30 protein-coding genes are annotated in these 23,892 nt (G+C 41.1%); 23 read left to right on the top strand and 7 right to left on the bottom strand.

The annotated features are described in order from the left end of the window. Positions 1-27: 27 nt before the first annotated feature. The 4 genes from V7L95_RS17590 to V7L95_RS17575 form a co-directional block, all read right to left on the bottom strand. A complete protein-coding gene (locus tag V7L95_RS17590; protein WP_008343828.1) occupies positions 28-1,263 on the bottom strand; it encodes an MFS transporter in 1,236 nt (411 codons plus the stop codon). A 231-nt stretch (positions 1,264-1,494) separates the two neighbouring features. After that, positions 1,495-1,839: a YolD-like family protein gene (locus V7L95_RS17585; RefSeq protein WP_007501076.1), complete on the bottom strand. Its 345-nt coding sequence runs from the start codon at positions 1,837-1,839 to the stop codon at positions 1,495-1,497. Positions 1,840-1,854: 15 nt separating this feature from the next. Further along, positions 1,855-3,087, bottom strand: coding sequence for a DNA polymerase IV (locus V7L95_RS17580; RefSeq protein ID WP_340967588.1), 1,233 nt, complete (start codon positions 3,085-3,087; stop codon positions 1,855-1,857). Positions 3,088-3,228: 141 nt separating this feature from the next. After that, entirely contained in the window at positions 3,229-3,678 is a 450-nt protein-coding gene (locus V7L95_RS17575; protein ID WP_024718948.1) for a YfmQ family protein, read from the bottom strand. A gap of 282 nt (positions 3,679-3,960) precedes the next feature. Between V7L95_RS17575 and V7L95_RS17570 the strand changes: the two genes are divergently transcribed. Next, positions 3,961-4,440 (top strand): GNAT family N-acetyltransferase, encoded by a 480-nt coding sequence (locus V7L95_RS17570; RefSeq protein ID WP_072367798.1) that lies wholly within the window; start codon positions 3,961-3,963, stop codon positions 4,438-4,440. Beyond that, positions 4,437-5,411, top strand: coding sequence for a GNAT family N-acetyltransferase (locus V7L95_RS17565; protein WP_340967585.1), 975 nt, complete (start codon positions 4,437-4,439; stop codon positions 5,409-5,411). Before V7L95_RS17570 ends, V7L95_RS17565 begins: the two co-directional genes overlap by 4 nt. Before the next feature lie 17 nt (positions 5,412-5,428). On the opposite strand, the gene V7L95_RS17560 is transcribed toward V7L95_RS17565, so the two are convergent. Beyond that, entirely contained in the window at positions 5,429-6,136 is a 708-nt protein-coding gene (locus V7L95_RS17560; protein ID WP_212047036.1) for an expansin EXLX1 family cellulose-binding protein, read from the bottom strand. Between the two features lie 212 nt (positions 6,137-6,348). Between V7L95_RS17560 and V7L95_RS17555 the strand changes: the two genes are divergently transcribed. The 3 genes from V7L95_RS17555 (at position 6,349) to V7L95_RS17545 (ending at position 8,490) form a co-directional block, all read left to right on the top strand. After that, positions 6,349-6,675 carry an iron-sulfur cluster biosynthesis family protein gene (locus V7L95_RS17555; protein ID WP_024718944.1) on the top strand — a complete coding sequence of 109 codons (327 nt, stop codon included), beginning with the start codon at positions 6,349-6,351 and terminating at the stop codon, positions 6,673-6,675. A 12-nt stretch (positions 6,676-6,687) separates the two neighbouring features. Continuing rightward, a complete protein-coding gene (locus tag V7L95_RS17550; protein WP_008343836.1) occupies positions 6,688-6,927 on the top strand; it encodes a YqkC family protein in 240 nt (79 codons plus the stop codon). 300 nt (positions 6,928-7,227) lie between these two features. After that, positions 7,228-8,490: a tetratricopeptide repeat protein gene (locus V7L95_RS17545; protein ID WP_024718943.1), complete on the top strand. Its 1,263-nt coding sequence runs from the start codon at positions 7,228-7,230 to the stop codon at positions 8,488-8,490. A gap of 24 nt (positions 8,491-8,514) precedes the next feature. On the opposite strand, the gene V7L95_RS17540 is transcribed toward V7L95_RS17545, so the two are convergent. Next, positions 8,515-9,444 (bottom strand): alpha/beta fold hydrolase, encoded by a 930-nt coding sequence (locus V7L95_RS17540; RefSeq protein WP_080987801.1) that lies wholly within the window; start codon positions 9,442-9,444, stop codon positions 8,515-8,517. Between the two features lie 119 nt (positions 9,445-9,563). On the opposite strand from V7L95_RS17540, the gene V7L95_RS17535 reads away from it, so the two are divergent. Further along, entirely contained in the window at positions 9,564-9,788 is a 225-nt protein-coding gene (locus V7L95_RS17535; RefSeq protein WP_008343840.1) for a YqkE family protein, read from the top strand. A gap of 178 nt (positions 9,789-9,966) precedes the next feature. Here the strand turns inward: V7L95_RS17535 and V7L95_RS17530 are convergent, their stop codons facing one another. Next, positions 9,967-10,893, bottom strand: a complete 927-nt coding sequence (locus tag V7L95_RS17530; RefSeq protein WP_035702855.1) for an aldo/keto reductase — start codon at positions 10,891-10,893, stop codon at positions 9,967-9,969. A gap of 168 nt (positions 10,894-11,061) precedes the next feature. Here V7L95_RS17530 and V7L95_RS17525 point away from each other — a divergent pair, with 168 nt between their 5' ends. The 17 genes from V7L95_RS17525 to V7L95_RS17445 all read left to right on the top strand — a co-directional run bounded on the left by V7L95_RS17525 (position 11,062) and on the right by V7L95_RS17445 (position 23,888). After that, on the top strand, positions 11,062-11,619 hold the full coding sequence (locus V7L95_RS17525; RefSeq protein WP_024718940.1) for an NUDIX hydrolase: 558 nt from the start codon (positions 11,062-11,064) through the stop codon (positions 11,617-11,619). Then, positions 11,616-12,797 carry a TIGR00375 family protein gene (locus V7L95_RS17520; protein ID WP_050827375.1) on the top strand — a complete coding sequence of 394 codons (1,182 nt, stop codon included), beginning with the start codon at positions 11,616-11,618 and terminating at the stop codon, positions 12,795-12,797. The genes V7L95_RS17525 and V7L95_RS17520 overlap by 4 nt, the downstream gene beginning before the upstream one ends. After that, a complete protein-coding gene (locus V7L95_RS17515) occupies positions 12,784-13,236 on the top strand; it encodes a GNAT family N-acetyltransferase (protein WP_046527215.1) in 453 nt (150 codons plus the stop codon). The genes V7L95_RS17520 and V7L95_RS17515 overlap by 14 nt, the downstream gene beginning before the upstream one ends. A 267-nt stretch (positions 13,237-13,503) precedes the next feature. Then, on the top strand, positions 13,504-13,725 hold the full coding sequence (locus V7L95_RS17510; protein WP_008344413.1) for a hypothetical protein: 222 nt from the start codon (positions 13,504-13,506) through the stop codon (positions 13,723-13,725). 111 nt (positions 13,726-13,836) lie between these two features. Next, a complete protein-coding gene (locus tag V7L95_RS17505; RefSeq protein ID WP_008344415.1) occupies positions 13,837-14,967 on the top strand; it encodes a S8 family peptidase in 1,131 nt (376 codons plus the stop codon). A gap of 115 nt (positions 14,968-15,082) precedes the next feature. Further along, a complete protein-coding gene (gene spoIIM, locus V7L95_RS17500) occupies positions 15,083-15,727 on the top strand; it encodes a stage II sporulation protein M (RefSeq protein ID WP_008344417.1) in 645 nt (214 codons plus the stop codon). Positions 15,728-15,848: 121 nt separating this feature from the next. Beyond that, on the top strand, positions 15,849-16,301 hold the full coding sequence (gene fur, locus V7L95_RS17495; RefSeq protein WP_003215577.1) for a ferric iron uptake transcriptional regulator: 453 nt from the start codon (positions 15,849-15,851) through the stop codon (positions 16,299-16,301). 117 nt (positions 16,302-16,418) lie between these two features. Continuing rightward, the gene (locus V7L95_RS17490; RefSeq protein WP_008344420.1) at positions 16,419-16,646 is read left to right on the top strand and encodes a YqzK family protein; all 228 of its coding nucleotides are present in this window, start codon (positions 16,419-16,421) and stop codon (positions 16,644-16,646) included. Between the two features lie 6 nt (positions 16,647-16,652). Next, positions 16,653-17,543 carry a site-specific tyrosine recombinase XerD gene (gene xerD, locus V7L95_RS17485; RefSeq protein WP_017357921.1) on the top strand — a complete coding sequence of 297 codons (891 nt, stop codon included), beginning with the start codon at positions 16,653-16,655 and terminating at the stop codon, positions 17,541-17,543. Between the two features lie 153 nt (positions 17,544-17,696). Then, a complete protein-coding gene (gene deoB, locus V7L95_RS17480) occupies positions 17,697-18,881 on the top strand; it encodes a phosphopentomutase (protein WP_017357920.1) in 1,185 nt (394 codons plus the stop codon). Between the two features lie 11 nt (positions 18,882-18,892). After that, positions 18,893-19,705: a purine-nucleoside phosphorylase gene (locus V7L95_RS17475; RefSeq protein WP_008344425.1), complete on the top strand. Its 813-nt coding sequence runs from the start codon at positions 18,893-18,895 to the stop codon at positions 19,703-19,705. Positions 19,706-19,816: 111 nt separating this feature from the next. Then, on the top strand, positions 19,817-21,019 hold the full coding sequence (locus V7L95_RS17470) for a D-alanyl-D-alanine carboxypeptidase family protein (RefSeq protein WP_340967562.1): 1,203 nt from the start codon (positions 19,817-19,819) through the stop codon (positions 21,017-21,019). Between the two features lie 157 nt (positions 21,020-21,176). After that, positions 21,177-21,530, top strand: a complete 354-nt coding sequence (spoIIAA, locus tag V7L95_RS17465; protein WP_008344431.1) for an anti-sigma F factor antagonist — start codon at positions 21,177-21,179, stop codon at positions 21,528-21,530. After that, the gene (spoIIAB, locus tag V7L95_RS17460; RefSeq protein ID WP_007501052.1) at positions 21,527-21,967 is read left to right on the top strand and encodes an anti-sigma F factor; all 441 of its coding nucleotides are present in this window, start codon (positions 21,527-21,529) and stop codon (positions 21,965-21,967) included. Before spoIIAA ends, spoIIAB begins: the two co-directional genes overlap by 4 nt. Before the next feature lie 12 nt (positions 21,968-21,979). Continuing rightward, positions 21,980-22,747, top strand: a complete 768-nt coding sequence (gene sigF, locus V7L95_RS17455) for an RNA polymerase sporulation sigma factor SigF (protein WP_007501051.1) — start codon at positions 21,980-21,982, stop codon at positions 22,745-22,747. Between the two features lie 114 nt (positions 22,748-22,861). Continuing rightward, entirely contained in the window at positions 22,862-23,482 is a 621-nt protein-coding gene (locus tag V7L95_RS17450) for a stage V sporulation protein AA (protein WP_081114606.1), read from the top strand. Further along, entirely contained in the window at positions 23,472-23,888 is a 417-nt protein-coding gene (locus tag V7L95_RS17445; protein ID WP_007501049.1) for a stage V sporulation protein AB, read from the top strand. Before V7L95_RS17450 ends, V7L95_RS17445 begins: the two co-directional genes overlap by 11 nt. Positions 23,889-23,892 lie beyond the last annotated feature (4 nt).

Raw genomic sequence — 23,892 nt, 5'->3', positions numbered from 1 at the left:
AAAACCGCTCAATTGAGAGCGGTTTTTTTAATGACCTCCACTTACTTTCACAGCCACGGCAGCCGCCGTTCGTTTTTTTAGGCGGTAGTATCCGATAAGTAAAAACGGAACGCCTGCAGCGGTGACAATCGCCAAGACTGAAAAAATAGAAAGGGGATGGGCTGCGCCAAATAAGTCAATACACAATCCTCCGACAAACGGTCCGACGACGCTGCCGAGCTGAGAAAACCCCATTGCGCCGAAGTATGATCCTTTCACTTCAGGTTTTGCAATATTGTCTACAAACAGATCCATCATTGCAAAGAGCAGCACTTCACCAATCGTAAACACGACAATAATAAAAGCAAGCGTACCGAGACTTTGTGAAAAAGCAATGGCAAACAAACTGCCTGCTAGAAGCACGTTTCCAGTCGTTAACGACAAAATCGTTGAATAGCGCTTAGCGATCATAATCAGCGGGTACTGAACGACAATGACAACCACTGCGTTTAAGGATAAAAGATACCCAAACAGTTTAGGGCCATCCTCAATCATAGGGGATGCCGATAAATATTGAGGCAGTGTTGAGCTTAGGTGTGAATAGCCAAATGAACATAAAGTAACGCCAATGAGGATGATGCTAAAGACCGTATCTTTCTGAATAATGGAAAGAGCTTTTTTGACACCGATTTGTTTGGTGCTTTCTGGAGCAGCCACTGGATGCTTTTGAAATTGCCATGCCAGCGTTAACCCGTACAACAAGTAAATGAGGGCAGCGACGAGAAATGGAAAAGTCGTTTTTGATGACCCGAGATATAAGCCAAGCAGCGGGCCGAAAATGACACCAATGTTAATGGCCGTATACCGTAAGTTAAAGACAAACAACCGAATGCTCGATGGGGTGACATCGGATAAGAGTGCTTTAGACGTTGGTTCAAACAGCGCCCGGCACAGTCCATTTAAAGCATTCATAAAAAAGAAGACCCAAATGGCATCTGCAAACGCGAAGCCAACAAAAACAAGTGTCCAGCCAAAGATGGATAAAAGCATGACCTTTTTTCTGCCGATTCGGTCGGAAACATAGCCGCCGTAAAAACTCGCAACAATCCCAATAAGAGAGCTGACGGCAATGATCAATCCAGCTGAAGAGGCTGAGGCGCCTTTGACTTGTGTCAAATAAACGGCTAAAAAGGGAATGCTCATGGATGTCGCCATTCGGCCAAATATCGTGCCGATGATGATCGTCCAACTAAGTGGATGTAAAGTGCGTAAGTTATTTTTCATGCTGTGTCTCCCCTGAGTTTGTAAGATGTTCCAATCATACATGAAAAATTGTGCAAATTAAATACACAATTTGATGGAGGAGTCATCCGTCAAATGACAGAGAAGCTTGAACCGTCCCGTTCATTCGAAGAGCATATACCTCGTTTTCAAGGTTTTAAGCCTTGATGGGTCATGATTTTTTCAGAAAAACGAAGCGGGTTTTTCAATGATCATGTTTTCGTTTTGCGAAAATCAATTGAGATCGATGGCAATAATTTGATGTAAGGAAAGGTTTAGAACATCTTCGTCATTCACGATTTTCATTCGGCGTGTTTCATAATGAATGGCTTTCACCCAGCCCCAAAATTGAGCTTTCATACCGGATGCGATATATGTCACGCAAATCGCTTGATCCTCGGTAATCGATTGTGTGATCAAAACATTCATTTCCTCTAGCTGATCGGAGCTGAGCGGTAGAGGTGTATATTCTTTTTTCTTTCGTTTTTGAGCAAGTAGTTGCTCCCGGTGCTCTGGTAGCATCATTCGGCTTGATTCCCACATGATGTTGTATCCAGGTGTTAATTTATTGGGATTCATGCTTGTTCGCCTCCGTTATTTGTAATGCCCGCCAATTTTTTCGGCGCGGTGATATGCCTGCCCTGCACTTGTCAGTGACGAAGCATGCAATAATGCCGCAGGTCCATATTTCAGATGGATTTCATCAAATACTTTGCTGAGTTGATCTTTCTTCAAATGATGATCAAATAAAGTCAGCTGATAGTGGCTGTCAGGCTGCAGCTGTGAGAGGGTAATGCCTACACTGCGAATGGGCTGGCCATCCCAGTGCTGCTGGCATAGCTGAATCGCTACCTCTGCAATATCTGAGCCATACTGTGTCGGTGAATGAAGCTTCATTTGTCGATGAAAGCCTGTTGGATGTGAAAAATCAGCCCCTCTTACACCAACAGACACCGTTTGACCGAGATAATGCTTAAAACGTGCCCGCCTAGCGACTTCCTCACTCAATTCAAGAAGAGCGACTTTGATCTCCTCAAAAGATGCGTAATCACGGGGAAGGGTCATATGATGCCCAATGGCTTTTTGCTGATCCTGTGTGTGAATAGTGACTGGGGAGGGATCGTGTCCTAAAGCTGTTCGCTGCAGAAGCTCCCCATTGATTCCCCAGCGTTTTTTTAATCGGTCTAACGGATAAGTAGCAAGTGTGCCAATGGTACTGATACCCATTCGTTTCAAATGATGCTCCATTCGTTTGCCGACGCCAAATAATTTTCCAATTGGAAGCGGCCATAAATCAGTGGCAACCCGGTCGGCACTCAGTTCGTAGATGCCGGATGTGTTTTTTTTGGCAAAATGGTCACAGGCCATTTTAGCGAGCACTTTATTAGGGCCGATGCCCACACGTGCGTAAATGCCAGTCTGATTCATAATCGTTGTTTGTATATGTTGAGCGATCTCATGTGGAGAGCCGAATAGTGTAAGACTGCCTGTAATATCAAGAAACTGTTCATCAATGGAATATGGCTCGACAAGGTCTGTGTATTGTTCAAGCAGTTCTGTAATCATGACAGAGACATCGAGATAGCGCTGCATACGTGGACGTACAACCACTGCTTCAGGACATTTCTCCTGTGCTTCCCATAACCTTGATGCATTTTGTACGCCACGTTTCTTCGCGAGAGGGCAGGCTGCCAGGACGACTCCGCTTCTTCGTTCTGGATCTCCAGAGACAATGAGCGGTACATTCTCCAAATGAGGCGCCTCCACCTTCTCGACTGATGCATAAAATGACTGCATATCCACAAGCAGAATGGCTCGTTCATTCATTGTACTTCACCTCTTAGAACGTATGTTCTGCATCTATTGTAAACAACATGAGGTGAAATTCATACTGGTAAATCATTCAAAAGCTGTCCATACAAAAAAGACGAAGTGGTGAACACTTCGTCTCGTCTGCTGCAACGATTGTTAGGCATGTGCCATGTTGTGGAATGTTTGGAGCGGTTCAGAACGCAGACGATAAGCCATCAGCTTTTTCTTTGGCTTATGTGTAAACTGCCGAACCACATCCACATGGTCATCATAATGGAACAGATAAAGGGTGACATCATGTTTCCCATGCTTTGTTTGCATAGTAAGCGGCGCTGGCCCTTCATTCGGATGAAGAAAGCGTTCTTCATCACCAGGGTAAATATAATAGCGTTCAATAAAGATCGCATCATTAAAATGTTGAATGATTTCAGATGCTCGCTGCTCATCAAGCGAACGACCTTGAAAAGTAATATTTGTTTGCTCACTTGTTACTTTAGCATGTACGGCGTAGCGGCTAAAAAGGCGCTCAACAACACCAGAAGGCAAAGAGGTGACAAGCAGCTTTAAAAGACTAAACACAACAAGCGAAATAACAACCCAAACCAATCTCATCATCTCCAATAAACATTTGTACCAGTTCCTATATGAACCATCTTAACATAACAAATGAATGAAACTTTCGCACAAAAAGTGAACTTTTTGAAATAAGTGTGAAGATTTAAAAGGAGATGACGGCTGAAAGACGAAGAACCACCAAGTGAACATGAAAAAAGACGGGCATACTGTCTTTACAACCATTTGATCAGACAGTAGACTATTGAAACAATCGCATTTTTGAGAAAAAACGAATCAAAGGAAAGCCAAAATGGAAAAAGGGGCGAGGCCATCATGATACGTCAAGTGAAACCGTCAGATTTTTACGCAGTCACATCCGTCATTCAAAGCTGGTGGGGAGGCAGAGATTTGCGTGCAAAATTGCCAAAGCTCTTTTTTGAACATTTCCAGCAAACAAGTTTTGTTGTCGTTGAAAAGGGAGAGCTGATCGGCTTTTTGGTTGGTTTTTTATCGCAATCTCATTCGGATGAAGCCTATATTCACTTTGTTGGCGTCCACCCAGATCACCGTAAATTAAAGATAGGTAAAATCCTCTATCAAGCTTTTTATGAAGCGGCTGAAAAGGAAGGAAGAACAACCATTAAAGCTGTCACCGCTCCTATCAATAAAGTCTCCATTGCTTACCATACAAAACTCGGGTTTCAGATAGAAAAGGGAGATAAAACAGTAGATGGCATCTCAGTCTTTTCAGATTACGATGGCATTCATGAAGACCGTGTGTTATTTGTGAAGAAGCTGGGGGCAATGAAATGATTGTTCATTTAGATCACACAATAAGTGATGTAGCAAAGCAGATCTTACATATTCAACTAGCTGCATACCAACAAGAAGCTGAACAAATTGGCTATGCTGATCTTCCGCCATTAAAAGAGACCATTCAAGATGTCATGAAAGCAAAAGAGCAATTTATTGGTTTTGAGCAAGATGATCTCTTATTAGGTGTAGTCTCCTATGAAGAGCTGAAAGATTATTTGATCATTAGTCGATTGGCTGTGCATCCAAAAGCGCTAAAACAGGGCATTGGAACAAGACTCATGTCCACAATCATGGAAAAGAATGTCCCGATAGAGCTGACCACAGGGCAAGAAAACACCCCTGCAAAAAGGCTATATGAAAAATTAGGGTTTTTTGAAACAAATGTCATTCATGTGGCAAAAGAGCTCACCCTATCAAAAATGAAATGGACACCGCGACGCAAGGTTGAGGTTGTCGAATTCAAAAAAGAATGGCATGAAGAATTCCGTCAAGAAAAGCAGCGACTCAAGCAAATCATTCAAAAAAGCTGGATAGAAGGATACCATATAGGCAGCACATCAGTTTCAGGACTTGTTGCCAAACCAATTATAGATATATTAATAGAAGTAAGCGATATAGAAGAGATTGATAGAAAAAAAGAGAGATTTGAACACCTTGGATACGAAGCGCTCGGTGAAAATGGTATAAAAGGGAGACGCTTTTTTCAAAAGGGTGGCTTGAATCGTACGCATCATGTCCATGTGTATGAAAGGAATCATCCTGATGTGAAAAGACATTTATTGTTTCGAGATTACTTAAGAATCCACCCAGAACGATCTGAAGCGTATGCGTCTGTCAAGGAACAATTAGCAAAGCAGTATCCGGAAAATATACAAAGCTATATGGCGGGAAAGAATGAAATCATAAAAGAAATAGAAAATGAGGCATATCGCTGGGATAAAGAAGGAAGAGAGGGAGCTCTTAAATAAGCTGCCTCTTCTCCTCGTTAATTAGGAAACTGAACATTGCCTTTTACAATATAGGCCTGTGAAGCAGCAGTAGATGGAAGAGCGGGTAATTGATCCTTTACTATGACCCCGCGAATATCTGTGATTCGAACAGGAAGAGATGTAGACCCCATATGAAAGCCAAGGAAATGGTTGTAGTCTGTCTTTTCCATGTTCACCCATTGTCCATCTTTGTAATATTCCATTTTCATAACCGGATATTTATGATTGCGCACTTGAATCGCAGCCCACCACTCACTGCTACCTTCTTTTATTCTGTAAGCTACATTTCCGCTAATCGGTGCTTTTATAATTTTCCAACTAATCGGGATTTTCCCATCTTCCATATTGCCAATTTTGGTAAAGGCATTAGGAGAAAGATCAAGAGCTCCTTTTGCTCCTTCTGGATATTTATCGGTTACATACACAACGGTTTTTCCTTTTGGCCCCGTTACTTCAAGGTAAGCCCCTGCAAGTGCCGCATTTACCCCTTTATAGTTATAGTCATGGGGATTTAAAGCTGTAATTTTCATGTCAGAGGGAATAGGATCTAATAAAGCGGCGCCCCCTGAGTAACCAGATCCCGTATAAGTCGCATAGCTTTCTCGTACTTCATCAAGGATAGATGCCGCTTTCGTGTTTGGCATAGTGAAACTCAACATCAATATCAGCGCCCCGATAAAGCAGAGAGATAATCTTTTTTTCACGATCTAAAACCTCCTGTTTCTTCTTTTAAAATGGATAGCGTCATCAGTATAATTCTAAAAAACAGGATGCAGAAAGAGTCAATAGATAGATATAATCCTAGTGAGAAGAGCGTGTATTTCAAAGAGTATGACTTTCGGATTTAGTCGTGTGTCATGTTTTATGGTGTTTTATGTGTTACAATGTAAGCATCAATTTAAAAAGGATGTTCGCCATGTATATTCACATCACAGAACTGGCTAAAACATATATAGAAAAACAGCAAACAGGAAACGAGACGAAGGAGTTACTGCTTCGCTACGATTCAGAAGGTTGTGGCTGTGCAGTGAGTGGCGTACCAATGCTTTGGTTAACAAGTGAAAGAACAGGTGAATGGGAACCACTTAAAAATAGCCAACATTTAAAACTATATATACACACAGCACAAAAGGTGTTTTTTGACGAGGAAATGACGATTGATTTTAATGAAAAAGCCAATACACTTATGTTGAAAAGTCCTCAACAAATACTCAGCCCGAGAATGGGTATACTTGTAAAGTAAGGTGGAAACGTAGTGGATCAAAAGCTGAAAGTGATACAAAATACGGCACAAAATAAAACGTGGGTGTCGTTTTTAAATAATAATCATCCATATAGCCTTTTGCACTGGTCAATCGGTGGAATGGATTCAGTAAAAAAGGACGTCTGGCTTCTCCAAGATGAAGTCACATTTGAAACGGAAGAATTTCCAACGCTTGAATTAGCAGTCAGTTGGATAAAAGAGAATATGGAACACGTAACAGATGTGTTATAAGCCCTTTGCTGAAGAGGGCTTTTTTTGTGCCATCATCATCTCATCAAACAGAAGAACTGTCTAATTTGAAAAATGAGATTTTTCAACGATAAAAAGTCATTTTTAACAAACATTTCGACAAAATGAGAAAAGTAGAAAGAGAAAAATAGAGACTGTTAATGCCGAAAAATCGGCAATGGAAGCGGTTATTGCGGGATACCGAAAACTTTACGAAAAACGACATTTCATATTTCTTCCATTCGAGGAAATATGATAGAATACAACATGTATCGTACATGAGGAGGGAGGTGCTAAGGTGAATTGAAGCTCAAGCTGTCATCGCCTCAGGTTGGAATCAAAATAAACGAATGGTATAGGCAGATTTGCGGATTTCATGTCATGAAAGCAGAGAAGCTAAAGGCCGAGATCGAGCAGGAAATCCTTGAGATGGAGCAAGATCAGAACTTGCTGCTTTTTTACCAGCTAATGGATTTTCGACATAAGGTCATGCTTGAATATTTTGAACCGGCAAAAAAAGCCTCAAATGATGAGGAGATTAAGAAGCTTCTAGAAACAATTGAACATTCGCAGACCAAATTAACAGATATGCTTGAATACTATGTTCATTTTTTTACAGGAATGTTTGAATTTGAACAGAGAAACTATTTGAGTGCCATTGCTTATTACCGTTCCGCAGAAAAAAAGCTCAATCTCATATCAGATGATATAGAAAGAGCAGAATTTTATTTTAAATTAGCAGAAATATACTACCACATGAAACAAACCCACTTTTCGATGCACTATGCTTTGCAAGCGTTAGATACGTACTCTGCCTACAGAACGTACACGCTGAGAATCATCCACTGTGAATTTGTCATCGGTGCAAACTATGATGATTTGAAATGCTATGAACATGCATTGCCCTACTTTAAAAATGCTCTAAAGCGAGCACGCTCAATTGGAAACCCTCGAGTCATAGGTTCGGCCCTTTTCAACTTAGGTAACTGCTATTACCAAATGAACGATCTTGCTACAGCAAGTCGCTATCTCAAAGACTCTCTTGAAGTGTTTGAAAAGGAGAATTTAACCCATCTAAATCGCTCTCTAGACCCACTATTTATGCTGACCCAAATCCTGTTTAAACAAAAACAAATAGAAGAGTCGTTAACCCTCTATCAACAAGGTATTATGAAAGCCTGTGAATTAGAAGATGAAATTTACATCTGCAAGTTTCAGTTTTTAAAAGCATTATACGTTGATGCAGAAATAAAAATCATAGACGATACATTAGATTTGTTGGAGGACAAGCGCTTATACCCAGATATTGAGGAACTGGCACTTGATGCGGCTCATTATTATAATGAGCTTGGATTATTTGAAGTTTCTACCCGGTATTACGAAAGGAAAATTCAAGCCATATCAAAAATTCAAAATGGAGGTCATTTATATGAAAATGAGTTTGATAGTTCTTTTATTGGCAGCAACTGCAGGGTTATCGGTCATGAGTCAGCAGCAATCGGAAGAGAGCCATATGGAGCTGGCGGGCAGACACCATACAACAGTGGTGACTATCGTATAAGTTAGCAAAAAGAGGAGACGAACGGCTGTTCATTCTCCTCTTTCATTTTGATTGAATTGAAATGCTTCCAGAAATGCTTCGATCTCTTGTTCATAGACTTCCTTATTGTCACTATAAGACATCGCATGCGCACCATGTGGCGCAATAAATAGCCGTTTATCACCCTTTTTGCGTGCGTATAACTGCTCGCTTTGCTCACAAGGGATATAGTCATCATGGAGGCTATGAATAAAAAGGATAGGTTCTTTCACCTGGTCGATTACATCAAGTGGAGAAACTTGTCGAATGCTGTATCCGTCCCGCCATTTCAACACTTGATCACTTAGTGGAAGAATCCACTGTCCTGAAAGACGAAAATCTGTTTTTAATCGATACAGAAGCTGATCCTCAAAAGAAGCAAAAGGACAATCAGCGATGTAAAAATTGGCGTTTGCATCCGGTTTTGCAGCATATAATAAAGTTGTGACTGCGCCCATCGATTCTCCGTGTATCCCAATGATTGCTTTTTCCCCAAGCTTTTTTCTCAGCCACTTGACGACTTGAGCCAAATCTTCTTTTTCATAATATCCATAGCTCGTTGTTTTTCCGCCGCTCATCCCATGTCTTCTATGATCATAAAGCAGCACATTCCATCCAAGCTTTTGGAATAATTTCATATACTTCACGGAATTGATCAAACTGACGGTAACCCCGTGACAAAGAACGATGGTGCGTGTTGTATGAGGGAGCGGTACAAAATAGCCATGAAGATCGTAACCAAATGCTGAAGGAATACAAACTTTCTCTTTTTGCAGCTGTTGAAACTCCTCGTGATGATAGTGCCCTTCATCTGATTCTCGTTTGATGAGCTCTTCATCCGTTAATTTTCGTATATACATCATTTTATTGGTAAAAAAAATGCCGATTGCAGCGAGTGGAAATAATATCAAGGCGAGTATAGCGAGCCATTTCTTCTTCAAGCTGATTCTTCCTTTACGAAGGGTTTCTATGAAGATCATACCACATGTTGGGAGTTTGGCGTGACTCTTGCTGAGCAAATAAAACGGATGATACACTAAAGCAAAAGGAGAGAGGCAAAGTGAAAAAGACCAATCAAGATCAAGCAAAGCTAAAGGACGGCATAAAGGATGATGTGAAACAGCAGCTCCTTCAAATGAAGCAGAACCTGGCCGCTGAGACAGAAAAAAGAGAAGAACAAAAACGACAAGACCTCCTTCGGCAACAGAAAGAAAAAGAAAAAAATAAAAGCTTCTCAGAGCTGCTAGATGAAAGTCATTTAGACTGGAGAAAGTATAAAAGTTAAAAAAGGGAGCTACGATGCTCCCTTTTTTATGTTATATTATTGAGATGAATACATACTACATGAGCCTGAGAGAAAACACGTCTAACTCCCTCGTATCACTTCATTTCAGAATCGCACCATCAATAGGGTTGTACATTAAAACAAAACATAAGTGGCAAGCTGTTCTTCCATTTGTCTTCTATTGATTCAAACGATGCGTCTCATACACAGACTGTTTTGTGAAATATGACAAAGCTTTTACTTCTTGGTCGCTTAATGAACGTGCATTTGCCGCTGCCACATTTTCTTTTAACTGTTTCACCGAGCTTGCGCCAAAAACAACAGAGCTGACTGCAGAATGCTTGAGCAAGTATTGAATGGACAGCTCTGTCAGTGATAGGTCATAAGCGACTTTCTTTAACGAAGGGATGATTTGCTGGAGCTCTTCAAATGAATAGTCAAGATACCCGTTCTTTTGAATCGCCGCACTTGCTTGCGAAAGGGGTTTTTCTGTTAATAATCCTTTTGCTAAAGGACCTCTTGCCACGACACTAATGCTTTGTTCTTCAAGAAGAGAAAACCATTCTTCTGGGCGGCGGTCGAGTAAACTATATTGCATCATCACACTCACGATGTTTGATTTTTTGGCGTATTCTTTAATGACATTTGGACGGATCGACGATATGCCGTAATAGCGAATGACACCTTCTTCAACCAATTCTTCAAATGCCTCGATTGTTTCGTCAATTGGATCGTCAATTGTGCCGCCATGCAATTGATATAAATCAATATAATCTGTTTGAAGTCGTTTCAGGCTTTGTTTCACTGCCTCTTTTATATATGCTTTTGAAGGATCCCATTCCCAGCCAGGTTTGCCATTTTCAAAGCGGTTGCCACCTTTTGTGGCCAAAATCAGATCTTGGCGTCTGTTCTTAATGGCTTCCCCGACGATTTCCTCATTTGTTCCAAAATCATATAAATCAGCTGTATCCAAATAGTTAATCCCAAGATCAATGGCTTCATCTAATAAAGAGAGCGCTTTTTCTTTTTCAGTCCCAAGGGACATACATCCTAGTGCCGCCTCACTAACCAAGAGATCAGAGGTGCCAATTCGTCTTTTTTTCAATTCAATCACACTCCTATCCTTTCACATTAAGTGAAACAATTCTGGAATTCAAGCTAGGTGATTTCAAAAGGCGCATTGAAGCAGGCATCCGCATTTTGGCTTCTCCTAAAACATCTATGTTAAAATGAATGAAGTAAAAAGTGAAAGTAGAACGAGGAGCTGACAAAATTGAAGGACTTTGAAGAAAAAACATTATCGTCAAAAACATTATATAACGGAAAAATCATTGACTTGGTTCTTGAAGATGTAGAATTGCCGAACGGAAAACCAGGCAAACGCGAAATCATTAAACATCCAGGTGCAGTAGCAGTCATTGCACGTACAGACGAAAATAAAATCATTTTGGTCAAGCAATACCGTAAAGCACTGGAGAGAGCCATCGTTGAGATTCCGGCTGGAAAATTAGAAAAAGGAGAAGAGCCGGCACATACAGCACTGAGAGAATTAGAAGAAGAAACAGGTTATACAACTCAGGCGCTCCAAAAGCTGACCGCCTTTTATACATCACCAGGGTTTGCGGATGAAATTGTTCATATCTACCTTGCCGATCAGCTCGTCCCACTTGAAGAGAAACGAGAGCTGGATGAGGATGAATTTGTCGAAGTGATGGAAGTTTCACTAGAAGAAGCACTGCACCTCATCGAAAAACAACATATTTATGATGCGAAAACAGCCTATGCCATTCAATACTTACAATTGCAAGAGGTACTTAAGTCTACAAAATGAGGGAATTCTTTGCAGATATCCATATTCATATTGGTCGAACAAGAACAGGCAGGGCTGTCAAAATTACAGGTGCAAGGTCACTGACCATTGACCAGATTCTCATTGAAGCGTCTCAAAGTAAAGGGATGGGGATGATTGGTGTGATTGATGCGCAATCTCCTGAAGTCCTAGAAGAATTGATAGAAGGTGTAGAGGAAGGCATATACACTGAACTAAGCGATGGCGGTTTATCATTTGGAAAGACCGTTTTGCTTTTAGGCAGTGAGCTAGAAATCAATGATGACCAATCAAAAGGTCCGATTCATGTGCTTGCCTTTATGCCCACGCTTCGTAAAATGTCTGAGTTTTCCGCATGGCTTTCTCTTCATATGAAAAATGTGCATTTGAGTTCACAGCGTTTATATGTGGATGGGAGAACGCTTCAGCATAAGGTGAAGGAACTAGGGGGATTATTTATTCCTGCCCATATTTTTACGCCGCATAAAAGTTTATACGGCAAAGGGGTTAATACTTCTTTAACCGAAGTATTCGATCCAGAACTCATTGATGCTGTTGAGCTTGGCCTTAGCTGTGATACGTCTATGGCCTCCCAGCTAAGTGAGCTAAACCGTTATCCTTTTTTAACAAATTCAGATGCCCATTCTTTAGGGAAAATTGCGCGGGAATATACTAAGATCCGAATGGATCATGCCTCCTTTGCTGAATTTGAGCTAGCGCTTCAAGGTAAAGATGGCAGAAATATCACTGGAAATTATGGGCTCGCTCCGCGGCTCGGAAAGTATTATCATACGACCTGTGAGAAATGCGGGGTAAGACCTGACAGTCAGGATCAAGAAAAATGCCAAGCATGCGGCCATACCCGAATGACAAAAGGGGTGAGTGAGCGGTTAAAGGAGCTTGCTGACCAAGAAAGTGACAAAGGAATAAGGCCTCCTTATGTTCACCAGCTTCCCCTTCATTTTATTCCGGGTGTTGGAGCCAAAACGTTAGAAAAGTTAAAAGCTGTCTTTCATACAGAGATGAATATTCTTCATCAAGCAACAGAACAAGAATTAAAAGCGGTCCTGCCTGAGAAAACAGCCGATTACATCATCAAAGCAAGAAGAGGTGAAGTTGGACTGATCGCTGGCGGAGGCGGAGTCTACGGTAAGGTGGATATCAATCATGAATCAACTTAAATGGACATGTCACACATTTGAACAACTGTCTAAAGAGGACCTTTACCTGATTTTAATGGAAAGAGTGAATGTGTTTGTTGTAGAACAAACATGTCCTTATCCTGAAATTGATCATCGTGATCAAGAGGCGCTGCATGTCATCGCCAAAGAGAACGGCACGATTGTCGCTTATTGCCGCATTTTCCAAAGCGGGATCATGTACAAAGAGGCGTCCATTGGTCGTGTCCTTGTGACGAAGGCCGGCCGGAAAAAAGGTTACGGGAAGATCCTGCTCGATCAGGCGATAAAAAAGCTCAGTGTATTAGGCGAAACAAAGATTAAAATCCAAGCACAGGCTTATTTGAAATCGTTCTACGAATCGTTTGGCTTCGAAGCTGTCTCAGATTGTTATGATGAGGATGGAATTCCGCATCTTGATATGGTGAGAAAAGAAAGATAGGCGTGTATACGTCTATCTCAGCGTGTAGACAAACCCTCGCATTCTTTGTCAGTCCTGCGCTCCGGTGCTCACGAATGTCAAATTCGCTCCGTGAAAGTAGCTGTCCTTCCTAGACTGCAAAGGTTTTCTATCACGCTGAAAAGAAGACAAAAGGCTAAAATCAAGTACATTTTAGCCTTTTGTCAACAATTTGAGATAGGCGTGAATACGTCTATCTTTTTTAGGTGCGTTCATGTATCATAACGACAACGAAAGGGGTTTTGCGAAATGGGAAAAAGCAAAGCAAAGAAAAAGAGAGAACACCTTCAAAGGCAGCACAGCCGAAATCCAGAACAATCGAGAGGAAATATGCCGCATTTTAGTACACACGAAAGAAAGACAAAAACAAAACAAGAAGCCTTGCAGCATATGATGAAAAAACATAAAGGTAGGAATGCTTATGATCGCTATGAACAGGATCATAAGCATTTTTATTTTGCTTTTTTGTGACAAGTAGATCAAATAATTGGAAAAATTTTAAAAAATAGGACAAACGGTCGTTTCTTTTTGTCTAAAAATGTAGTTAAATGACAAAAAGAAATGAAAGGGAGAGTGGGTATCGTGAAGGTCAAATCATTTGGAGCAGGGCTTTGTATGGCAAGTATGCTACTGGCATCGATGACATTCGGCGCATCAGATGTATCTGCAAAGGATCAAGCAAAAAAAGAGTATATGATCGGTTTTTCTTCTTCCGTTCAAGACAAAACACAAAAACAGCTTGTTGAAAAAGCCGGCGGTCATGTGAAAGAATCAATAGAGAAAATAGATATGATGAAAGTTTCGTTGAACGAAGCATCAAAAGAAAAACTACATCAAGCAAAAGAAGTTACTTTTATTGAGGAAGACCAAAAAGCAAAAACAAGCGGTCAAAGCGTTCCTTATGGCATCAAAAGCATCAAAGCACAAAAGGTACATAAACGAGGATATGCCGGACAGAATGTCAAAGTAGCTGTTCTTGACAGTGGAATCGACGGCAAGCATGAAGATTTACATGTAACTGGTGGTGTCAGCTTTGTTCCAACAGAGTCCGATCCGCTCGTTGACCCGCATGAACACGGAACTCACGTTGCAGGCACGATCGCAGCATTAGATAATAAAGTAGGCGTCGTTGGTGTGGCACCAAAAGCTTCGATCTATGCGGTGAAAGTGGCAGATGAAAATGGTGACGGCTACTATAGCTGGATCATTAAAGGCATTGAATGGGCGATTGAGAATGAGATGGATGTTATCAATATTAGTATGGGGGGAGCAAGTGAATCGGAGGCGCTGAAAGAAGCGGTAGATCGAGCTTATGACAACGGGATTCTCATTGTCGCATCTGCAGGAAATGCTGGGAGCTACGGGTCACTTAATACGATAGATTACCCGGCCAAATACAGCTCTGTCATGGCAGTCGCATCTGTGGATCAACGAAAGCAAAGAGCCTTTGATTCCTCTGTTGGGGAAGAAGTGGAAGTATCAGCACCAGGTGTTTCAACATTAAGTACCATTCCTCATAACGAATATGGATATAAGAGTGGAACGTCTATGGCATCACCTCATGTAGCTGGTGCTGCGGCAGTCATTCTATCAAAACATCCGAATCTGACAAATGATGAATTGCGTGAAAGGCTGACAAAAACGGCAACAAAACTTGGCGAACCTTTTTATTATGGCGCTGGGCTTGTGAACGTACAAAAAGCTGCACGATAAAGGAAACGAGAGAGCGGTGTACAGCTGCTTTCTCGTTTTTCTTTTTATAAAACTGTCATGTTTCGTCTGCTCTCTCATAGAATCTAGTAACCTTTACTATTTGGGAGGAAGGCGCATGCGGAAAAAGTCTTGGAAAGAACATCTTCTTCAGCACGTGAAAGATCATGTATCGATTTATTTGTTTGTTTCTGTACTATTTTTAATGGGCGTCATTTTTGGAGCCATTATCGTCAATAGTATGACAATGAGTCAGAAAGAGGATTTATTCTACTATTTAAATCAATTTTTTGGTCAACTGACGAATGAGAAAGCAGCAGAATCAAAAGAAATGTTTTTGCAAAGCTTTTTACATCATATGAAATATTTGGGCCTCATGTGGATACTCGGAATTTCCATCATTGGCCTGCCGCTTATTTTTCTTATGATTTTTTTAAAAGGGATTGTAGTTGGGTTTACTGTCGGTTTTTTGGTCAATCAAATGGGGCTTAGCGGTTTTTTTCTATCTTTTGTCTCGGTGCTTCCTCAAAATATCTTGCTCATTCCAGCGTATTTAGTGATCGGAACTTGTGCGATTGCGTTCTCCATTCGTTTAATTGGTCAGCTTTTTATGAAAAAAACCATCAGTCAAGCGCCAATCCATTGGTTTGGCCGGTATGCTTCTGTTCTACTGATGATTTTAACCCTCGCTGCTCTTTCGTCCTTTTTTGAATCATACTTATCATTCATGCTGATGAAAAAGCTGGCAGGTGTTCTGTTTTGATGATTTTATAATCGTTATTAAATAATAATCAATTTATTTATCAATTTAAAATGATTATAGTTGGCTCTCTGCACATCATTTGATATAATGATCAAGTAATGTGGCGTAGGAGGGAAAGTCAATGGAAAATCGGATTGATCGAATTAAGAAACAGCTTCATTCTTCCAGCTATAAGCTCACGCCACAGCGTGAAGCAACAGTAAGAGTACTGCTTGAGAATGAAGAAGACCATTTAAGTGCAGAAGATGTATACCTCCTCGTAAAAGAGAAGTCTCCTGAAATTGGTCTTGCTACTGTTTATCGGACGTTAGAATTGCTTACTGAACTGAAAGTTGTTGATAAAATTAACTTTGGAGACGGCGTTTCGCGATATGATCTTCGCAAAGAAGGAGCCGCTCACTTCCATCACCATCTTGTCTGCATGGAATGCGGTACAGTCGATGAGATAGAAGATGATTTATTAGAAGATGTTGAAGAGATTATTGAACGCGACTGGAAATTTAAAATTAAGGATCATAGATTGACATTCCATGGTATTTGCCACCGGTGTCATGATGATGAATCCGGCAAATAATCCGAATTGGAACCTTTTCATTCAAAATGAAAAGGTTTTTTGCATGTTCGCTGTATATTCCTTGTCCCACCTGGCATATGCTGAAGTAATGAGAACACGAGAAAGGACATGAAGAACATGCGAAAATGGCTCAAAACAACAGGTGAAGTAATGAAAGTATTTATCTTGTTCACTGGTTTTACCGTCCTGTTCTATTATGCTATGATATGGATAAATTCAGAATATGAAAGCTATCATCGTTATGATAAACCAGAAGGTGCAGCGATAAAAGTGATGGAAATGGATCAGCCGAAACAAGACAGCTGGCAGGATCGATTGATTTATTTTTATCAAAACGGGGAGTAGAAACCATTGAAGGATCAATTATCCGACTTTATTCATTTTATGACAGTAGAGAGAGGACTCTCTGAAAATACCATTGTCTCTTATAAAAGAGATTTACAGAGCTATTTGTCTTTTTTAATGACGCATGAACAATTGACAGATGTAAAAGACGTCACACGCCTTCATATTATTCATTATTTAAAACAGTTAAAAGACGAGGGGAAATCGAGTAAAACGTCCGTCCGTCATCTATCATCGATACGCTCCTTTCATCAATTTTTGCTCCGTGAAAAAGTGACAACAGATGACCCGTCATGGAACATTGAATCACAAAAAACAGAGCGGAAATTACCGAAAGTTCTATCATTAGATGAGGTAGAAAAGCTGCTCGATACACCTAAGCAGCAAACACCATTTGACTACCGTGACAAAGCCATGCTCGAACTTTTATATGCAACAGGTATTCGCGTAAGTGAAATGCTTGATCTGACTCTTGCGGATGTGCATCTGACCATGGGGTTTATACGCTGTTTTGGAAAAGGAAGAAAAGAGCGGATCGTGCCTATTGGTGAAGCTGCTACAAGTGCGATTGAAGTGTATATAGAAAAAGGCAGAAACAAGCTGCTCAAAAAACAGCCGGCCGATGCCTTATTTCTGAATCATCACGGAAAAAAAATGTCGCGGCAGGGCTTTTGGAAGAACTTAAAGAAACGAGCCATAGAAGCAGGTATTCAAAAAGAATTGACGCCTCATACGCTCAGACATTCATTTGCGACACATTTGCTTGAAAACGGTGCGGATCTTAGAGCCGTACAGGAAATGCTCGGACATGCCGATATTTCTACTACACAAATTTACACACATGTCACAAAAACAAGATTAAAAGACGTGTATCACAAATTCCATCCAAGGGCATAAGTAAAGCATGGCACGGTGAACGTGTATCATGCTTTTTTATGTTTGGACCGTTTATGGTTGTCAATTGACTTGAAAACGGTTTATACTTGAGATGTCTGACCTCTCCAGTTGTGAAAGGTGAAAGGACAAGAATATTGAAGGAGGCGCTTTTTTATGCCTGATTATCAGTATAAACGTATTTTCCTCATTGTGATGGATTCAGTAGGAATCGGGGAAGCACCTGATGCTGCTGATTTTAATGATGTAGGTGCAGATACACTTGGACATATTGCTGAAAAAATGAACGGGCTTCATATGCCGAATATGGCGAAGCTTGGGCTAAGTCATATTAAAGAAATTAAAGGAATTCCAGCGGACGAAAAACCGCTTGCGTATTATGGAAAAATGCAAGAAGCATCCAACGGGAAAGACACAATGACAGGGCATTGGGAAATCATGGGTCTTTACATCGACACACCATTTAAAGTCTTTCCAGACGGCTTTCCAGATGAACTGTTAAATGAATTAAAAGAAAAAACAGGGCGTGGCATCATTGGAAATAAACCAGCGTCTGGTACAGAAATTCTGGATGAGCTTGGCGAAGAGCATATGAAAACAGGCGATTTAATCGTTTATACTTCAGCAGATTCTGTGCTGCAAATTGCTGCACACGAAGAAGTTGTGCCATTAGACGAACTTTACCGCATTTGCGAAATCGCACGTGAACTGACTTTAGATGAAAAATATATGGTAGGGCGCATCATCGCTCGTCCATTTGTCGGGGAGCCGGGGGCATTTGTTAGAACACCAAATCGTCATGACTATGCATTAAAACCATTCGACCGTACCGTCATGAATGAATTGAAAGATGATGGACTTGATGTCATTGCGATCGGAAAAATCTCTGATATTTATGATGGTGAAGGAATCACCTCTTCACTCAGAACGAAATCCAACATGGATGGAATGGACAAGCTAGTGGAGACGCTGAAAACAGACTTTACTGGGCTGAGCTTCTTAAATCTTGTCGACTTTGATGCGCTTTATGGACATAGAAGAGATCCAGAAGGCTACGGTAAGGCACTAGAGGAATTTGACGCACGTCTACCTGAAGTGTTTGATCTATTAAAAGAGGATGATCTGCTTGTGATCACAGCAGATCACGGAAATGACCCGGTTCATCACGGAACAGATCATACAAGAGAATACGTTCCGCTTATTGCTTACAGCAAAAAGCATCAAGAAGCGAATGAGCTACCAACAGCGAAAACATTTGCTGATCTTGGGGCAACGGTAGCAGATAATTTTAAATCAACGCTGCCAAAATACGGAACAAGCTTTTTATCTCAACTCAAATAGGGGGAAATCACGTGGGAGCACAGTTTTCAGAAGCGGCGGCATACATTAAACAAGCATCGACATATGTACCAACAGTTGGATTGATTTTAGGTTCAGGTCTTGGCATTTTAGCCGATGAGATTGAAAATCCAATCAAATTGAAATATGAAGATATTCCTGGATTCCCTGTTTCAACAGTAGAAGGGCATGCAGGCCAGCTCGTCATTGGAACGCTGAAAGGCACGGTCGTTTGTGCTATGCAAGGACGTTTCCATTACTATGAAGGGTATGATATGAAGCAGGTGACATTTCCTGTCCGTGTGATGAAAGAAATCGGCATTGAGACATGTATTGTGACAAATGCAGCGGGCGGTGTGAATACATCCTTCCATCCTGGCGATCTCATGCTGATTACAGATCATATCAATATGATGGGAACCAATCCGTTAATTGGACCAAACGACAGTCAAGGGGTTCGTTTCCCTGATATGTCTGCACCGTATGATAAAGATTTGCTGGCACTTGCAGAGAAAACGGCTAAACATTTAGGCATATCTGTGCAGCAAGGGGTTTATGCAGGAATGACAGGGCCTTCATATGAAACACCGGCAGAGGTTCGTTTCCTCAGAACGCTTGGCGCTGATGCAGTCGGTATGTCGACTGTGCCAGAAGTGATTGTGGCACGTCATGCAGGCATAAAAGTACTTGGTATTTCATGCATCTCTAATGCGGCTTCAGGTATTTTAGATCAGCCGCTTTCTCATGATGAAGTGATCGAAGTGACGGAAAAAGTGAAAGCAAGTTTCCTTGATTTAGTGAAAGATGTTGTCAAACAACTCTCATAGATCGTGTGAAAAAGCCTTCTGTTCATGAAACAGAGGGCTTTTTTTTATGGCAATCAAACGATCTCTGAATAAAACAGCCTTTATGAGGAAAAAATAGAAAGGATTACGATAATGGAGGTCTGCCACTTGAAACGTCATATATGTGCATTGTTTACTTTAATGATCCTTATCTCAATGGTTCCACCATCAGCGATGGCAAAAGAAAAGATTGAAAAGCCAGGAGAAAAACAAACATCAGAATTGGCGCATGAAGCCAAATCAGCGATTTTAATGGAACGTGACACGGGAAAAGTGCTTTACAACAAAAACAGTGATGAAAAGCTTGCCCCTGCAAGTATGACCAAAATCATGACGATGCTTCTCATCATGGAAGCGATGGATCAAGGAAAATTAAAAATGACTGATAAAGTAAGAACGAGCGATCATGCAGCATCTATGGGAGGCTCACAAATTTTCCTTGAACCGGGAGAAGAAATGACGGTTAAAGACATGCTAAAAGGCATTGCGATTGCGTCAGGAAACGATGCTTCAGTTGCCATGGCAGAACATATTGCTGGATCTGAAGAACAGTTTGTTGAGCAAATGAACAAAAAGGCAAAAGAGCTTGGACTCACCTCAACGGTCTTTCAAAATCCAACAGGACTTCCTGAAAAAGATCATTACAGCACGGCTCATGATATGGCAAAAATGGCAAAAGAGCTGTTGAAATATGAAGAGATCACCAAGTTCACAGGTGTATACGAAGACTATCTTCGTCAGAACACGGATAAAAAATTCTGGCTTGTGAATACAAACCGTCTCATTAAATTTTATCCAGGTGTGGATGGGGTGAAAACAGGGTTTACAGGCGAGGCGAAATACTGTCTAACGGCTTCCGCTAAAAAAGGGAACATGCGCGTCATTGCTGTTGTATTCGGCGCAAGCACGCCAAAAGACAGAAATGCCCAAGTCGTCAAAATGCTGGATTACGCCTTTAGTCAATATACAACGCACCCTCTGTACAAGCGTGGTCAAGACGTAGCAGAGATCAAAGTGAGCAAAGGGAAAAAGAAAAAAATTCAGCTTGTCACGTCAGAACCGATCTCTCTTCTAACGAAAAAAGGTGAAAATGTCGATCAGATCAAAAAAGAAATTAAATTATCTCAAGATGTCACAGCCCCATTTTCAAAAGGAACGAAACTTGGCACCATCATCTTGAAAAAAGATGGAAAAGTGCTTCATGAAAGTCCTGTTGAAGCGAAAGAAGATATGGAAAAAGCCGGTGTTTGGACGTTCTTCAAACGGGCGATGGCCGAATTTGTTAAATGGAAGTAAAAGGTGAAAGACTGCTGCAACTGGCAGTCTTTTTTGCTATGAACGAAAAGAACATCTAAATGTGACGAATGATCACTAGTTTTGTCATGGTGAAGGATTTGCATGTGAAGAAAGAGAAACATTCTTTATCCGAAAATAGAGCAAGGAGGAAGAAAAGATGAGCCTTGGTATTGATTTTCAAATAAAAGAGAGCGTACTTTGCATTCGGTTGACAGGGGAGCTTGATCATCACTCCGCAGAGACATTGAGACAAAAGGTGACGAATTATTTGGAAACAGAGGACATTCGCCACATCGTGCTGAATTTAGCTGATTTATCGTTTATGGACAGCTCTGGGCTCGGAGTGATTTTAGGAAGATACAAAGAAATTAAACAGCTTGGCGGTGAAATGGTCGTCTGTGCGATCTCGCCAGCAGTGAACCGTTTATTTGATATGTCCGGCTTGTTTAAAATTATTCGTATGGAGCCTTCAGAGCAAACTGCGCTGCAAACATTGGGGGTGGCATCATGACAAATGAAATGAATCTGACTTTTTCTGCTTTAAGTCAAAACGAATCCTTTGCGAGAGTAACGGTGGCAGCATTCATCGCTCAGCTCGATCCAACATTAGATGAGCTAACAGAAATCAAAACCGTCGTATCAGAGGCGGTCACGAACTCGATCATTCACGGGTATGACGGGAATCCAGACGGCAAGGTGCACATTAGCGTCACACTGGATGACCATATTGTGTATCTGACGATTCGAGACGAAGGCATGGGCATTTCAGATCTTGAGGAAGCAAGGCAGCCGCTTTTTACGACGAAACCAGACTTAGAGCGTTCCGGGATGGGTTTTACGATCATGGAGAACTTTATGGATGATGTCATGGTGGACTCATCTCCAGAAATGGGCACAACAATCCGCTTAACAAAGCATCTATCAAAAAGCAAAGCGCTTTGTAATTAAGGAGCTGCTCATATGGATGTGGAGGTAAAAAAGCAAGCAAAAAAAGCACAGCTGTCTAATGATGAAGTGAAACAGCTCATCAAAAAAAGCCAAGACGGAGATCAACAAGCAAGAGACCTCCTCGTAGAAAAAAACATGCGTCTTGTTTGGTCCGTTGTTCAGCGCTTTTTAAATAGAGGATATGAACCAGATGATCTGTTCCAAATAGGCTGTATTGGCCTGCTGAAATCTGTTGATAAATTTGATTTGTCTTATGATGTGAAGTTTTCGACCTATGCCGTTCCAATGATCATTGGTGAAATTCAGCGTTTCATTCGTGATGATGGAACCGTCAAAGTCAGCAGGTCCTTAAAGGAACTTGGAAATAAAATTAGGCGGGCAAGGGACGAATTGTCTAAATCTCATGGACGAATGCCGACTGTTCAGGAAATCGCTGAATATCTGGACATCACACCTGAGGATGTTGTCCTCGCTCAAGAAGCGGTCCGCTCACCATCATCTATTCATGAAACCGTGTATGAAAATGACGGCGATCCGATTACGTTGCTCGATCAAATTGCCGATCATTCAGAAGAAAGATGGTTTGATAAAATTGCGCTAAAAGAGGCGATTAAAGAATTAGAAGAGCGCGAGAAACTGATTGTCTATTTAAGGTATTATAAAGACCAAACACAATCAGAAGTAGCAGAAAGACTCGGAATTTCCCAAGTGCAAGTCTCACGGCTTGAAAAGAAAATTTTAAAACAAATCCAAATGCAAATGGATCAAAAAGACAGCTAGCCAATTCGGCTGGCTTTTTTTGTGTGGTAATTACCGGTAAATCAAGTTCTTTCAGTATGAGAACCATTTTTCACCACATACTATTTTTAACCCATCGTATAGGAAGTGACTTGGATGGACGGACAAATCTTTATTCGGCTGCGCCATCGGATTAAGACTGGTAATGATCAGCTTATCTATTTAGAGGATATTGCCCAAATCACTGGAGATGACAGTGCTGTGCAAAAGCTGAGCAAAATGCCAATATACCATGTCAGCAAAAAGGATCGTCACATCGTTGTGTTAGATATCATGCATGTGGTCAAAACGATCAAAAAAGCGTGGCCTGACATCGACATTCAAACAGTCGGAGGCTCAGAAGTCATTGTTGAAATAGACACAGGCAAACGTCAGCTGTCCCCCGTATTATTCGTGTTTGTATGGCTCCTCTTATTTGTCGGAGCGGCCCTTGCCATCATGAATTTCCATGAGGATGTTAGTATGCGGCTTGTTCATATCCGCCTTTACGAGATGATTACTGGAAACACGGTTGAGCATCCGTATTTATTACAAATTCCATATAGCTTTGGACTCGGTTTGGGCATGATTTTATTTTTCAATCATGTGTTTAAAAAGCGTTTAAACGAAGAGCCAAGTCCGCTTGAAGTGGAAATGTTTAAATATCAGCTCGATCTTGATCATTATGTCGCACTCAATGAAAACAAAGAAACATTGAAAGATATCCATGATCGGTAAATGGCTTTTTGTGGTGCTTGTTGGGCTCGGCGGCGGTTTAACGGTAGGGGCAGGATTTGTGGCGTTTCTCACAGTGCTTGGTATTATCCCTCGATTAATGCAATTAACGAAAACGCAGCGTTTCATTCAAGGATATGAGGCTGCCGTGATAAGTGGAGCGGTCGTTGGCGGCTGGGCTACTTTAAGTCAAGTCCATTTGCATTTATCCAAATGGCTAGCGCTTCCGATCGGTCTTTTATCTGGCATTTTTGTCGGCATGCTTGCAGCCGCACTCACTGAAGTGTTAAATGTACTTCCTATCTTAACGAAAAGAATTGGAATGGACGGGAAAATTGTGCTGTTGCTCATGGCCATCGTCTTAGGAAAGGTGTTTGGCTCGCTATTTCATTGGCTTATTTATATTTAAAAAT

Origin of the sequence: Bacillus sp. PPSBB_11 (genome assembly GCF_038023285.1) — a bacterium.
GTDB lineage: Bacteria > Bacillota > Bacilli > Bacillales > Bacillaceae > Bacillus > Bacillus altitudinis.
This window is presented reverse-complemented; position numbering and strand designations above follow the sequence as displayed.